This window comes from Halomonas sp., from assembly GCF_041689495.1.
Lineage (GTDB): Bacteria > Pseudomonadota > Gammaproteobacteria > Pseudomonadales > Halomonadaceae > Halomonas.
In genome coordinates this window covers 1-13,622 of the sequence record NZ_JBDNGD010000009.1, presented here as the reverse complement: position 1 = coordinate 13,622, position 13,622 = coordinate 1, and the positions used below count along the sequence as shown (strand labels likewise).

The 13,622-nt window shown below is 63.6% G+C and carries 11 protein-coding genes and 1 tRNA gene; 7 read left to right on the top strand and 5 right to left on the bottom strand.

What is annotated here, in order from left to right; genetic code table 11:
- Positions 1 to 100 precede the first annotated feature (100 nt).
- A tRNA-Met gene (locus ACESMD_RS00300) sits at positions 101 to 177 on the bottom strand.
- Between the two features lie 211 nt (positions 178 to 388).
- On the opposite strand from ACESMD_RS00300, the gene phbB reads away from it, so the two are divergent.
- Positions 389 to 1,135: an acetoacetyl-CoA reductase gene (gene phbB / locus ACESMD_RS00295; protein ID WP_372609307.1), complete on the top strand. Its 747-nt coding sequence runs from the start codon at positions 389 to 391 to the stop codon at positions 1,133 to 1,135.
- A 108-nt stretch (positions 1,136 to 1,243) separates the two neighbouring features.
- Here the strand turns inward: phbB and ACESMD_RS00290 are convergent, their stop codons facing one another.
- Entirely contained in the window at positions 1,244 to 4,024 is a 2,781-nt protein-coding gene (locus ACESMD_RS00290; protein WP_372609306.1) for a DUF349 domain-containing protein, read from the bottom strand.
- Positions 4,025 to 4,317: 293 nt separating this feature from the next.
- Here ACESMD_RS00290 and minC point away from each other — a divergent pair, with 293 nt between their 5' ends.
- The 4 genes from minC to sbcB all read left to right on the top strand — a co-directional run bounded on the left by minC (position 4,318) and on the right by sbcB (position 7,799).
- Entirely contained in the window at positions 4,318 to 5,064 is a 747-nt protein-coding gene (minC, locus tag ACESMD_RS00285) for a septum site-determining protein MinC (RefSeq protein WP_372609305.1), read from the top strand.
- A 102-nt stretch (positions 5,065 to 5,166) separates the two neighbouring features.
- On the top strand, positions 5,167 to 5,985 hold the full coding sequence (minD, locus tag ACESMD_RS00280; protein ID WP_372609304.1) for a septum site-determining protein MinD: 819 nt from the start codon (positions 5,167 to 5,169) through the stop codon (positions 5,983 to 5,985).
- Positions 5,982 to 6,233 (top strand): cell division topological specificity factor MinE, encoded by a 252-nt coding sequence (gene minE / locus ACESMD_RS00275; protein WP_102588074.1) that lies wholly within the window; start codon positions 5,982 to 5,984, stop codon positions 6,231 to 6,233. The genes minD and minE overlap by 4 nt, the downstream gene beginning before the upstream one ends.
- 75 nt (positions 6,234 to 6,308) lie before the next feature.
- Positions 6,309 to 7,799: an exodeoxyribonuclease I gene (gene sbcB, locus ACESMD_RS00270; protein ID WP_372609303.1), complete on the top strand. Its 1,491-nt coding sequence runs from the start codon at positions 6,309 to 6,311 to the stop codon at positions 7,797 to 7,799.
- A 162-nt stretch (positions 7,800 to 7,961) separates the two neighbouring features.
- On the opposite strand, the gene ACESMD_RS00265 is transcribed toward sbcB, so the two are convergent.
- Positions 7,962 to 10,814: an insulinase family protein gene (locus tag ACESMD_RS00265; protein ID WP_372609302.1), complete on the bottom strand. Its 2,853-nt coding sequence runs from the start codon at positions 10,812 to 10,814 to the stop codon at positions 7,962 to 7,964.
- Positions 10,815 to 10,857: 43 nt separating this feature from the next.
- On the bottom strand, positions 10,858 to 11,532 hold the full coding sequence (locus tag ACESMD_RS00260; RefSeq protein WP_372609301.1) for an SOS response-associated peptidase: 675 nt from the start codon (positions 11,530 to 11,532) through the stop codon (positions 10,858 to 10,860).
- A gap of 211 nt (positions 11,533 to 11,743) precedes the next feature.
- Between ACESMD_RS00260 and ACESMD_RS00255 the strand changes: the two genes are divergently transcribed.
- Entirely contained in the window at positions 11,744 to 12,361 is a 618-nt protein-coding gene (locus tag ACESMD_RS00255) for a TetR/AcrR family transcriptional regulator (RefSeq protein ID WP_372609300.1), read from the top strand.
- The gene (locus ACESMD_RS00250; protein WP_372609299.1) at positions 12,358 to 13,080 is read left to right on the top strand and encodes a 1-acyl-sn-glycerol-3-phosphate acyltransferase; all 723 of its coding nucleotides are present in this window, start codon (positions 12,358 to 12,360) and stop codon (positions 13,078 to 13,080) included. The genes ACESMD_RS00255 and ACESMD_RS00250 overlap by 4 nt, the downstream gene beginning before the upstream one ends.
- Before the next feature lie 301 nt (positions 13,081 to 13,381).
- Here the strand turns inward: ACESMD_RS00250 and ACESMD_RS00245 are convergent.
- On the bottom strand, positions 13,382 to 13,622 hold a 241-nt coding region (locus ACESMD_RS00245; RefSeq protein ID WP_372609298.1), incomplete at its 5' end, for an IS4 family transposase.

Here is a 13,622-nt window from a genome sequence, read left to right as displayed (position 1 = left end):
CCTGGCGCTTGGGGCAGCACAGAAGTGTCACAATCCATCCTTCTTTCAGGCAACGAAAAAGAGGCAGGTCAGTAAGCTACTGGCCTGCCTCTTTAAATCTTGGTAGCGGGGACCGGATTTGAACCGATGACCTTCGGGTTATGAGCCCGACGAGCTACCAGACTGCTCCACCCCGCATCAACGTGGACATATCCTACGCCTTCCCTTGTGCGGGTCAACAGGTGGTTTCAAACGCTCGTCCGTGGCGCCCTTCGTGGTCCATACTGGTATCAATTGTCGCACTGGCGGTCATCGCCAGAACAATCATGAAAATGACAAACGCCAGTAGACGCCCGCTTCGGTTCGGATTTTCCGGGCGGACACGTTTCACTGAATAGGGAGGTAGTCAATGACCAATCAAGCACCCGTCGCCTGGGTTACCGGTGGCACAGGCGGTATCGGTTCCGCCATCTGCCGCACGCTGGCCGATGAAGGTTTTACCGTTGTTGCCGGGTATCACAACCCCGAAAAGGCCAAGGCCTGGCTCGAGACCCAGAAGGCTGATGGCTATGACAATATCGCCCTGTCCGGTCTGGATCTCACGAACCATGACGACTGCATGGCAGGTGCGAAAGAGATCACCGAGACGCATGGTCCCATTGCCGTGCTGGTCAATTGTGCGGGCATCACTCGCGACGGCACCTTGAAGAAGATGACGCCTGACCAGTGGCATGAGGTCATCGATACCAACCTCAACAGCGTGTTCAATACCTGTCGCAGCGTGATCGAGAGCATGCTCGAGCACGGTTATGGGCGGATCATCAATATCTCATCCATCAATGGACGCAAGGGCCAGTTCGGTCAGGTCAACTATGCCGCCGCCAAGGCCGGGATGCACGGCCTGACCATGTCCCTGGCCCAGGAGACCGCCACCAAGGGGATTACCGTGAACACGGTGTCGCCCGGTTATATAGCCACGGACATGATCATGAACATCCCCGAGAAGGTCCGCGAGGCGATTCGCGAGACGATTCCGGTCAAGCGCTACGGGACTCCCGAGGAAATCGGCCGCTTGGTGGCCTTCCTGGCGCACAAGGAATCGGGCTTCATCACGGGTGCCAACATCGACATCAACGGCGGGCAGTTCATGGGTTGATCGCCTGACGGTTCCGACCGATTCTGCCACCGGTGATCCCGGTGGCGGCCTGCGAAAGCGCGAGGAGGCCCCTCGCGCTTTCGCCGTATCAGGGCCTGGCGATGGTGCTCAGGGAGGCGGCAGCTGAGCCAGTCGCTCCAGCAGGCGATCGAGTTCACCCACCTCCCGATTCCAGAGGGCGGGGAGAATGGGGCCCGTGGCGATGAGTTCGCTCAGTACCCCATGAAGCTCTTCCGCCCGAGAGGGCTCCCGGCCGAGGTTCTCGTTGGGTCGTTCGACCTGGATGGCGAGTCTGAGGGGGTCATCACCATGGTTTACACGCCCCGTGGCCAGTAGCGAGAGGTGGACCCGCAGGCGGGCCAGTCGCTCTTCGACCTGACCAGGCTCGGGGGGCTGTCGCCGGGCTGCATTGCGACGATCATGGGCGCTGCGCATGTCCTCGGGCAGTGAGTTCCCGGCCGGTAGTTCGACATCGCCGGCCGGCTGGTTATCCAGTGAGGCGGCATCCGCTTCCAGATGGCGCGACAGCAGCGGGCGTACCTGATACCAGCGGTTGACCTCCTCGATGACATCCAGGCGAGCGAGGCGCTCGCGTCTCGCCCTAATGATGCCCGACCAGCGGCGTCGCATGCCTTCGGTGCGGCGTCCACTGGGCAAGGGCTCTAGATGGGACGCTTCGTCGATGGCCTCCTGGAGGACACGAGCCTCCTGTGGCGTCGTGGGTTGCCAGGCATCGAGCCGGTCGATGAGGGCCTGCATCGCCTCCAGCCACTCCTGGGTTCGCCTTGCCCGGTCGTCACGTTCGGCTTCCCGTGAGGCGAAGATCGCATCGCAGAGGGATCGGAACTCCCGCCACAGCGTCTGTTCCTCTCCTCGGGGTGCCCGACCCAGCGAGCGCCATCTGGCTTGCAGACGCTTGGATTCCTCTGCTCGGCGGTCGACAGGGATATCGCTTTCGAGCAGGTGGCGGGCCTGCTCGATGAGGCCACTCTTGGCGTCGGCGATCTCTCCTGCGCGGCGGTCGATCAGCGCCTGGAGGTCGTGACGGATACGACCGAAGCGTCGGCCGATAGTCTCGGCTCTGTCTCTCGGCACCGGAGACAACTGCCGCCATTGTTCCCGGGCCTTGCCGCGTATCTCGCGCAGTGCATCCGGGTCGGCCTCGCCGGCGGGCTGCGTGAGGAGGGTCTCGAGTTGCTCACACAGAGCTTCACGGGCCTCGAGGTTCTGTTGGCGCTGGGCGTCGAGCCGCTCCCGCCAGGGGGCCAGGCGTTGGTGAATCTGGTCCGACGCCGTCCGGAAACGTTTGGACTGTTCCCGGTTCGCGGCGGCGTCACCGAGCGATGCCCATTCCTTGACGAGTTGACGATGGCGGCGGTCCAGGTCGGACTCCGTGAGCGTCCTGTCATCCGCCAGGGAGGCGATGGCCTGGCAGAGGTGGTCGCGCTTGGGGCCCGCCACGAAGCCCCGCCAGTCACGGAGTTCGGCGAGCTGGGCGCCCAGGCGTTTCAGCCGTGCCTGATAGGGGGGCAGGGCGTCGGCGGGCAGTTGGTCGGCCGCCTGCCTGAGACGCTGGTGAAGCCGGCTGGCGCCCTTGAAGGCGCCGCTTTCCAGCAAGCGTTCGAGCTGATCCAGGTCGTCGGCAAAGCGTGCCAGTCGCGCCTCGAGGTCCGGGCTTTCCAGGTCATCGACGCTGAGGTGTTTTCGTGCCCTCGATAGCAGCGGGGAAGGCGAGAGATCCTCGGGCCATCCACAGGCATCGATCAGGTGGTTCAGCCTGTCGTTGTCGCCGTCGGCCAGGGCCTGTTCGATGGCCTCGACCCGTTCGCCCAGCCGAACCCAGGCCTGGGCGATGCGTTCGTAGCCGGCGAGTGCCTTGTCGTAGCGCTGCCGCAGTGACTCGTCGGCAAGATGCTGGTCGGACAGGGCCTGCCAGCGGTTGGCCAGTAGCTGCTTATGCGCGCGCAGGCTGGCGATGTCCTGTTCGTTGATGCTCTCGCTTCGCGAGAGGGCATCCAGGCTTTCTTCCAGCGCCTCGACCAGGGCTTCCCGGCCCAGGTCCGCGTCCTCTCGTCGACGGTGATCGGCCTCTCGTGTCAGTTGACTGGCCTCGTGATCACCGATGACCTTGCGGCAGCGCTGGCAGGCTTCCTGATAGCGTTGCTCCTGTGAGGCGTCGGGCAGGTCCTCGAGGTGGTTCCATTCCCGTTCCAGGTGGCGAAAACGGCCGGCATAAAGGGGTTCCCAGCTGGCTTTGGCATGCCGTTCGAGGGATTGGAGAAGCGCCTCACGCCGCTCGCGGATGGCCGCCAGTGATGCGGCATTCGCCCGGCGTCGGTTGAGGCGTTCCCGCGCCTGGCGCATCACCTGGCGGTCGCGGCGGGCCGACTGGGCAAGTCGTGCCAGGCCATCCTCGGATGACACCCTTGCCGCTGCCGCGTGTCTCACGGCGACGATGCCATTGTCACAGGCCTGTCGAATCAGGTCGTCTTCATCATCGAGCCTTGCCAGTGCCGCCAGCCGCAATTGCTGATTGTCACCGTGCAGGGCAATCTCGCTCAGCAGTCCTGACTCCTCGAGCCGCTCGGTCAGGGCGATACGGGTCGCCAGGTCGAGGTTGCCCTGAAGGCCTGTCAGCAGGGCGACCAGCCTGGCGCGGAGTTCCAGGGAGGCGCCTTCATCGTCAAGGAGGCTGAGCAGTGACTCTGGATCCTCGAGGCGATCCAGGGCGGTCTGTCGCACGCCGGGATCGCTGTCCAGGGCAAGGCGCTCGAGGATCCTGAGCTGGTCGGCACGGCCGGTATCGAGGCGAAGTGCCGTCTGGCGGCGGACCCGATCATCGGGGTGTTGCCAGCGTGGGGCGAAAAGGCGGCGAAGAAGTCCTGACATTGACCATCCTGATAGGTGTGCGTCCGCTGGACGCCTCGAGGGTGTTGTTGTCCTCTGCCATGGAGGGCGACGATGCCTCTCCAGTCGATGCCTCTCCACGAGGCGAGAGACTATCTAAGCATGCGCCGAGGCTGGGGAAAAGACCGTCTCGGTGGGGGTGTGGCTGACCGGAGACACTGACAACGGGTCCTGCTGGGCTTATGATCAGTTGCAGGGGACGAGTCACTCGCTTAGCTTTGGACGAGTACCCGGTGATCCGGTACCCCGATCATCATCCGACGTGGAGTTCGGCAATGAGTCTCAAAGCGGATAGGGACAGCATGGCGTTCACTTTCAAGGGCGGAATGCTGCCGATGACGGTAATGGAACTGGCGAGCGCGGATCCCGAGCGCATCCGTGAACAGCTTGCCGGCAAGTTAAGCCAGTCACCAGCCTTTTTCCAGCATACGCCGGTGGTCCTCAGTGTCGAGAAGCTCGACGAGCCCCACCTGGCTCTGGAGCGCATCTGTGCGGTCTGCCGGGCGCATAAACTGCTGCCTGTGGCGGTACGTGGCGGTCCGGATCCGGTCAAGCAATCGGCCTGGGCGTTGGGGCTCGGCTGGTTCCCTCCCCAGGAGATCGGCCGTTCGAGATCGCTGGAGAGTGTTGCCACCACCGAGGACGTTTCTGCCGAGAGTGACGCGTCCGTGGATGCCCCGCCCGGCGTGGCTGCCGTAGGACGCATCTATCGCGGAACGGTACGCTCGGGCCAGCAGGTCACCTCGCCGGAAGGCGATCTGGTGGTGGTTGGCTCGGTCAACGCGGGTGCCGAGGTGCTCGCGGCTGGTAGTGTGCATGTGTATGGCGCCCTGCGTGGACGGGCCCTGGCGGGGATCCACGGAGATCCCCTCGCCAGTATCTTCTGTCGTGAATTGCATGCCGAGCTGCTCTCGGTAGCAGGCAATTACAAGCGGCTGGAAGATATCGATCCTCGGCTGCTGGGTACTGCCGTCCAGGTTCGCCTGGAGGATGATCAACTGGGCATCGCCTCCCTGAGCTGATTGCCAGCCCCTCGGGCTGGATGGACCCTCGGGCTGGATGAATGAGTTGAACAGCTGGGCGGGATGCCTGCTCTTTTCATTTCGTTTGACAGGAAGCGTAACTTGGCCAAGATCATCGTTGTGACCTCAGGCAAGGGCGGGGTCGGCAAGACAACCAGTGCGGCAGCGATTGCCACCGGTCTGGCGCTGCGTGGCAACAAGACTGTCGTGATAGATTTCGACGTGGGGCTTCGTAACCTCGACCTGATCATGGGCTGCGAGCGACGTGTGGTCTATGACCTGGTCAATGTTATCCAGGGCGAAGCAGGCCTCAACCAAGCCTTGATCCGGGACAAGCGGGTCGACAACCTGCATATCCTTCCGGCTTCCCAGACCCGTGACAAGGATGCCCTGACCCAGGAAGGCGTCGATAAGGTACTCGAGACCCTGAGCAAGGATTTCGACTATATCCTCTGCGACTCCCCGGCGGGCATCGAGCGTGGTGCGCAGCTCGCCATGTATTTCGCCGACGAGGCGATCGTGGTGACCAATCCGGAAGTCTCCTCGGTACGTGACTCAGACCGCATTCTCGGACTGCTGGCCTCCAAGACGCGTCGCGCTGAGCGAGGCGAGGATCCCATAAAGGAACACCTGCTGGTCACGCGCTACAATCCGACCCGCGTCGACTCGGGTGACATGCTCAACCTCGAGGATATCCGCGAGATCCTGGCCATCGACCTGCTCGGCCTGATTCCCGAATCAGAGGCCGTACTTCGGGCGTCAAACCACGGGGTGCCGGTGACCCATGATGCCGATAGCGACGCCGGTCAGGCATACACCGACACCGTCGCTCGGTTGCTGGGGGAAGAGGTTCCACTGCGCTTCCACGAGTTCGAGAAAAAGAGCCTGTTGAGCCGCATGTTCGGAGGAGGTCGCCGGTGAAGTTGCTCGAATTCCTGAAGCGAGAGCGCAAGAAGTCCGCGTCGGTCGCCAAGGAGCGGCTGCAGATCATCGTCGCCCATCAGCGCAGCCAGCGCGGCCAGCCGGACTACATGCCGATGCTGGAGAAGGAGTTGCTGGAGGTGATCCGACGCTATGTGCAGGTAGACGACGATGCCATCAACATCAGCCTCGACAGCGAGGACAACTGCTCGGTGCTGGAGCTGAACGTTACCCTGCCCCGGGCCTGATGGCCCGGGCGGCTGAGGGGGTTGCTGGGCTGTGCTAGTCTGTCTCCTTCCCTGCCAGTATCGGAGACCTCCCCCATGGCGACGCCCCCTGCCGCCCCGACCACCTACCTGTGGCACGATTACGAGACCTTCGGCGCCGACCCGCGTCGTGATCGTCCCGCTCAGTTCGCGGCCATTCGCACCGATGCCGATTTCAACGAGGTCGGCGAGCCGGTGGAGTGGTTCTGCCGACCGGCCGATGATTTCCTGCCCCATCCCCAAGCCTGCCTGATCACCGGTATCACCCCGCAGCAGGCGCGTCGCCGTGGCTTGCCCGAGGCCGATTTCGCCGGGCGCATCGATACCCTGATGAGCGAAGCCGGCACCTGTGTCGTCGGCTACAACAGCCTGCGCTTCGATGACGAAGTGAGTCGCCATCTCTTCTACCGTAACTTCCTCGATCCCTATGCCCGGGAATGGCAGAACGGCAACTCGCGCTGGGATCTGATCGATGTGGTGCGTGCCTTCCATGCCCTTCGACCCGACGGCATCGAGTGGCCGACCCGCGATGACGGTTCGCCGAGCTTCCGGCTCGAACACCTCAGCGCGGCCAATGGCATCGCCCATGAGGGGGCCCATGACGCCCTGGCCGATGTCCGTGCCACCATTGCCCTGGCCCGCCTGCTGAGGTCGGCCAACGCCAAGCTCTACGACTATCTGCTGGGCTTTCGTCGCAAGCGCGAGGTGGCGAAGCTGCTCGATGTGCCGGGCCACAAGCCGGTTCTGCATATTTCCCGACGCTACCCGGCCAGCCGCTGCTGCAGTGCGCTGGTGGTCCCACTGGCCGAGCATCCCACCAATCCCAACGGGGTCATCGTCTATGACCTCTCCGTCGATCCAGCGCCCTTGTTCGATCTCGACGCCGCCCGGATCCGCGAGCGCGTCTTTGTCAGCAACGAAGACCTGGCAGAGGGTGAGGAGCGAATACCCCTCAAGGTCATTCATATCAACAAGTGTCCGGTGCTGTTCCCGTCGAGCGCTCTCAAGGACGTGGCTGGGCCGAACAAGGGCGACTACGGCGAGATCGTTGCTCGCATGGGACTGGATCTGTCGGCCTGTCGAGAGAACTGGAAACGGATGGAGAAGCATCCTGAAGTGGCGGCGCGGGTCGCCGAGGTGTTCGCTGAACCGCCCCCGGAGGGTCCCCGGGATCCCGACCTGATGCTCTATGCCGGCGGATTCTTCTCCCCGGCGGATCGCCAGCAGATGCAGCGGGTTCGCGATACCGACACCCAGGACCTGGTGGGGGCACGCTTCGCTTTCCAGGACCCGCGGCTGGAGGAAATGCTTTTCCGCTTTCGCGCGCGCAGTTATCCGGAAACCCTCGAGGGTGAGGAGCTGGCCCAGTGGGAAGCCTTCCGCTGGCGGCGGATCAATGACCCCGCGCTGTCCAGCCTGACCCTCGAGGATTTCGCCCGGGAGATCGAGCGGCTCAACGAGGTGACCTTGAGTGATCATGATCGCCAGATCCTTGAGGAGCTGGTCATGCATGTAGAGGCCATCATGCCGCCCCAGGCCTTCGACTAGCGGATCAGCGGCTCGAACGACAACACAACGCCCAGCCGAATGGCTGGGCGTTGTGGTCGGAGGTCCGATGGCCGAGCCGTAGGTCCGGTAAGCGTTAGCGTACCGGGCGTGGGTCGCGGCCAACCCATCACGCCGGATGCGCCTTCGGCTTATCCGCCTACGTCACTGCTCATCCTTAGGCAGGGAGGTGAGCTCGCGGCTGAGCTCTGCGACATCGCTGGGTTCGTCGCCGGGGTCGAAGGCGACATTGACCACTCCGTCACGGCGCAGGGCCGGCCAGGCCTGGCGCAGTTCCCGTACCGTGACCTCGAGTACCCGTTCGGCGAGCCGCTCACGGCGGTGGAAATCGGCGTCATCCAGGGCCGTAGCCTGCCAGAACCGGTTCGTCCTGGCCGAGAGGCTGGTGTCACGCTGAACCAGCCGGTCATGGACGGCCTGTCGATAGGCAGCCAGATCCGTTTCCTCGAGAGCCGTCAGTCGAGAGGTGAAGTCGTTCAGGAAGGCATCGATGCGCGCCTGGATGGCCTCGCTTCGGGTGTCCGGGGACTGCACCAGCAGACTGAGGCCGGGAGCGTCCAGAAGCGGCGAGTAGCCGGCACTGACCACATAGCCGAGTTGCTCCTCGGTGCGCAGACGCTGGTAGAAGGGCGTGTCAAGCAATTGGCCTAGCACGGAAAGCCGGGCCTGGCTCTGCAGCGAGCGGTCGGGCCCCTGAAGGTAACGCAACACCACCGACTCCTCACGGCTGGTGATCGGCACCAGAGTGGGGAGGTCAGGCTCTGCCTGCAGGGGGACGAGGTCCGGTATCTGGTCATCGGTCAGGGTGGGTGACAGGGCCTCTGCCACGCGCATGGCGTCTTGCCGGGCCAGGTCGGCGCTCAGGTTGCCCACCGCCATGGCCTCCAGGCGCAGCTCGGCGAGGAAGGTCTCGCGGAAGTCGCGCAAGTCCTCGACCCTGAGGTCCCGGCTGGCCTCGAGCAGCTCCTCGCTGGACCACTGGGGACGCACCAGTGCCTCGGCCAGGGTTTGGTGCGCCTGGCGGTAGAGAGCGTCCTGGGGCGCGTTGCGCCATTCACGCTGCAGGCGGTAGCGAACCCGTTCGAAGCTCGCCTCCTCGATCTTGCCCGTGCGAAGCTGCTCCAGTACGCGCTCGATCAGCCGATCCTGGCGGTCGCGCCAGCCGGAGAAGGATAGGGTGACGCCTCGGGCGTGGGCATAAGCCTCGAAGTGATGGCCGGCCAGGCGCGCCGGATAGAGGGCCTCGTTGAGGCTGTCGCCTAGCCAGTCGGCAAGCAGCCGAGCCAGTGCGGCGCCGCGGGCCTCTCGGCTGGCAGCGGGGTTCTGCAAGCTGAAACGCCATTCCACCTTGGGGGAGTCGAAGGTGGCGTCGGCCATGTGCCAGAAGTCGAAGCCCGTCTCCTCGATCTGTTTCACGGGGACTTCATCCTGGATATCGAGCAGTTCAAGGTCTTCGGCGATGTAGGGATTGGGCTCGGGCAGGGCGAGGCCGGCGAGGGGGTCGGCCTCGCCTGTCTCCAGTGCCACCTCGCGCCAGGGGGCATCGAACCAGGGCGAGACCTCCTTGCCCTCGACCCCTGGGCCGCTGTAGAGACGCAGCAGTTTCTCCGGACGCAGTTGATCGAGCCAGCGCTCTATCTGTTGGCGGTCGAAGCCGTCCATGCGATAGGGCGCGAAATTGGCATCCTCAAGGGGGTAACGCGACAGATTCATGGCCAGCCGCATGGCGTCGCCCTGCGGTGCGCCGTGCTGCTGGAAGCGGAACTGCTGCTCGGCCAGGCGTGCCTGCTCGTCATAGCGCCAGGCGTCCAGGCCCGTTTCACGAATCTGCTCGATGGCGGCAAAGAGCGTGGCCTGGATCCGCTCAATCTGCTCGGCGCCTGCCGGTGTCAGGCTGATGTCCACGGTGAACAGCGCATGACGGCCGTCACCGCTGGCCGCTCCGGTAGACAGGCCGTCTGCCCAACCTGCGTCACGCAGTACCGCGAGCAGGCTGCCCTCACCCTCGTGGCCGAGCAGGTTGGCCAGGTAGTCGGCCGGCTTGTGGCGATAGGCGGTTTCGGGGTCGGGCACCGGGAACATGAAGCTGAGCCTCTGACTGTCGCGGATCGATTGCATTCGAGCGGCCCGCGGCAGGGAGGCTTCCGACACCAGCGGCACATCGATGACAGGCCGCGAAAGGCCGTGGTCGGGTACCTCGACAAAACGCGCCGTGATCATGGTCTCCAGTTCGTCGAGAGACTGAGGCGCGACCACGGCGAGATGCATGACATTGGCGTCGTAGTGATTCTCGTAGAAGGCCATCACCCGTTCTCGCAGGCTGGGTTCTCCCTCTGGGCTGTCGCCAAGCGTCTCGCGACTGCCCACCGAGAAGCCGGTGGTCGGATGGGCTGGATTCAGCAACTGGTCGAGGACATCCTTGGCCCGGCGGCCGTCATCGCGGATGCGAGCCTGGTATTCCGAATTGACCACATTGCGCTCGCTGTCGAGCCGGTCGGGATTGAACAGGGGGGCGATGAAGAACCGGCTGAAACGGTCCAGTGCGCCGGGCAGGGCATCCGGGTCGATGTCGAAGAAGTAGTTGGTATCCTGAGGGGCGGTGAAGGCGTTGTGGCTCCCCCCGTGGCGCGACAGATAGCCCTGGTAGGCATCCGATTCCGGATAGGCGTCGGTGCCCAGGAACAGCATGTGCTCGAGGAAGTGGGCCAGGCCGGCCAGGTCATCCGGGTCCTGAGCGCTGCCCACGCCCACGTTCAGCGAGGCCGCGGCCTCGTCGGCCTTCGGGTCGCTGACCAGCAGGACGCTGAGGCCGTTTTCCAGGGTCAGGGCACGGTACTCCCGTGAGTCGTGCGGGCTCGTCAGGGGCGTCGTGATCTCGGCGATCGCCGGGGATTCTTGTGCCTCGGCAACGGACGACATCAGCAGGCCGAGGCCGCACAGCAGGCCGAAGAGGCATCCTGGCGATCTGGCGAGGACGGCAAGGGGGGCAAATGGCATGGTCGCTCCTTGGTGATGGACGCCGGCACGGCGCGGAGAGGAATCAATCCTGCTGTCGCAGCATCGGGCCGATCGGGTGAGCGCAGGCCGCTTCCTGACACGCGGGGTGATTCACTCGTCTTGATACAGGAAAGGCGCCCAACAGTTCCCCGGGGGCTATCGAAAGCCGCGACCTTACCTCTGTCATCGGCGCCCGGGGGTCGAGCCAGATACCGGCATCAGGGCTGGTGATCACGGCCGGGAACCGCTCGGTGATCGGGGCCAAAAGAGCGGGAGAGGCGACGGTGATCAAGGCCAGGGAATCCGTATGCTCGGTCAGGCTGGTGTGGAAACGGCTCCAGAGGCCGGCCAGCAAGAGGGGGCCGCGGTCGATCCGGGTGATCAGGTAGGGCTGCTTGGCGCCAGCACGGGATCGCCAGGCATAGACGCCGCTGACGGGAATCAGGCAGCGACGCGCCTGGAAGGCCTCGTTGAACATTGGGCGCGATTCCAGCGCCTCCGCTCGGGCGCAGTGGGGAGCATGATCAAGCACCTTTAGCCAGGGGGGCGTCAAGCCCCAGAAGAGGCTGGACAGGTGTGGGCGACCGGCCTCCAGTCGAATAGCGGACAGCCTCTGTCTCGGCGGCAGATTGGGGCTGGTGACGAGGGGCTCGTCGACGATCAGATCGGGCAACAGAGGCTGGAGGTCGATAGGGGCGATGTAAAGTCGGCCGGCCATGGGCACTCCGCGAGGATAGGCCTGTCAGGGTACCCGAGTCGGCCTTGCCAGAGAAGCTCTGAATCCAGAGTTCCCTGAATCGTCCCTTGTTGGCCTGATGGCGCGATAATCTATCGAAAACAGTGTTCGAAGTGCGCTATGCTCGTCAGCCTGCGTTGTCCGGCAACCGATACCATTGCCATTGCCTGCTATCCATCTTGCGAGGAACTCCATGGCCCGTCCCAGACAGCATGCGCCGGAGGCGTTACATGCCCAGGTCATGGCCGAGTGTGACGCCTGGCTGCAAGTGCATTCCGCCCATTCCTTGTCGCTGCGCGCGCTGGCCCGGCATGTGGGTTGTGCGCCCAGTACCCTGTTGAAGCTCTACGGCAGCTTCAGCAACCTGCTCCAGCACGTCAATATCGAGACGCTGGCCCGCCTGCGGACGGTGATCGAGCCATTGATCGGTGAAGCCACCCCGGAACAGCGGCTCAAGGCGCTGGCTCTGGCCTATTGGCAGTTTGCCCAGCGGGAGCCCTTTCGCTGGCGCTTGCTGTTCGACTATCCACTGGCCCAGGAGGGCGAGTTGGACGAGCGGCAGAGCGCCATGATCGAGGCCCTCTTCCTGCGCGTCGAAGCCACCCTGCGGGAGTATCAGCCGGCATTGGATGACATGGAGGCCCGTCGGTTGGGGCGGACCCTCTGGGGTAGCGTGCATGGCCTGGTCCAGCTAGGCCTCAATGAACGCCTGGGTTACTGGCAGGGGCAGCAACTGGAAGTCGGCGAACTGCTCGACCAGTTATTGACCACCATCCTCGCCGGCCTGGCCGACAGGCCCGATCCATCGTGACCCTTCTGCCTGTGCTTCTGGCCGGGGCTCTCCTGCTGGTCCTCGGTTGGTGGCTGACGCGTTATCCCAGGCCCGTCATCCGCTGGCTGGTCTTCCTGGCCGTGATTCTCTGCTATCGCCTTCGCTTGCGTGGGCAGGAGGGTATTCCGGATCAGGGCCCTGCCCTGGTGGTCTGCAATCATGTCAGCTTCATGGATGCCCTGGTGGTCGGGGGGGCCAGCCATCGCCCGCTGCGCTTCCTGATGGACAAGCCCATCTATGATTCCCCCTGGCTCAACTGGCTCTTCCGCCTGGTGGGCGCCATTCCGGTGGAGACGGAGCGCCGTCATCCCGCCAGCATTCGGCGTGCCCTAGAGGAGATCGGCCGCGCCCTGGACGAGGGAGAAGTGGTCATGCTGTTCCCGGAGGGTCGTCTGACGCCGGATGGCGATGTGCATCCCTTCCGGCGTGGACTGGAACTGATCCTGGCTCGACATCCGGTACCGGTGATTCCCGCCGGGATCTCGGGTCTATGGGGATCCTGGACCTCCCATCAGGGTGGGCCGGCGCTGTCGAAGCCTCCCCGGCGGTTTCGGCCCCGGGTTGCCCTGCATTTCAGCGAGCCCGTGCCGCCCGGAGACGTCACTCGTCGAGATATCGAACAACGAGTGCGCGAGCTGAAGGCCGTGGGCGATCAGTGGGTCGAGGGACCGTCACGGGAAGTGGTCAGTCACCTCTGAGGCATGCCTGGAAAGGGTCTAAAGACACACTAGGAGCCTGTCGGGTTTGACCGATCGTCACGAAAATGACGGATTTCGAGTCAATTTTAACGATCTATTGAGGCGAATAGCGCGCTATTTAACGAAATAGATCGAATGAAGTTGGCCGAAAGCCCGGGATTTGCAGCAGATCAGCGTTAAGTCCGACAGGCTCCTAGCGCTGCCCTTTACCCATAAAACACCCCAAACAATCTTAATCATTTTCCAACAATGAGAACCCCGCGCACATAAACTGAAATTCAGTATACCCATGCCATAGCAGCTAATGCCCGGGAGGTGGGTCACTACTTCGTCCAAGATACCCCCCTATCTTTGCTATAAGTAGCACCGCTTCTCCCAGTAGCAAAGGAGGCTTTAGTCCTTTTTTTTTAGCGTAGGCACTCAAGGTTCGTAATTCTATATCTGAGAATAACAGTTGGGCAGGAAGCTCGGGAGTTTCTCTGCCCAAGAGCGTCATCAACATGATTCGCCACGCAATAACCAGGTTGATGCCGATTGCACGG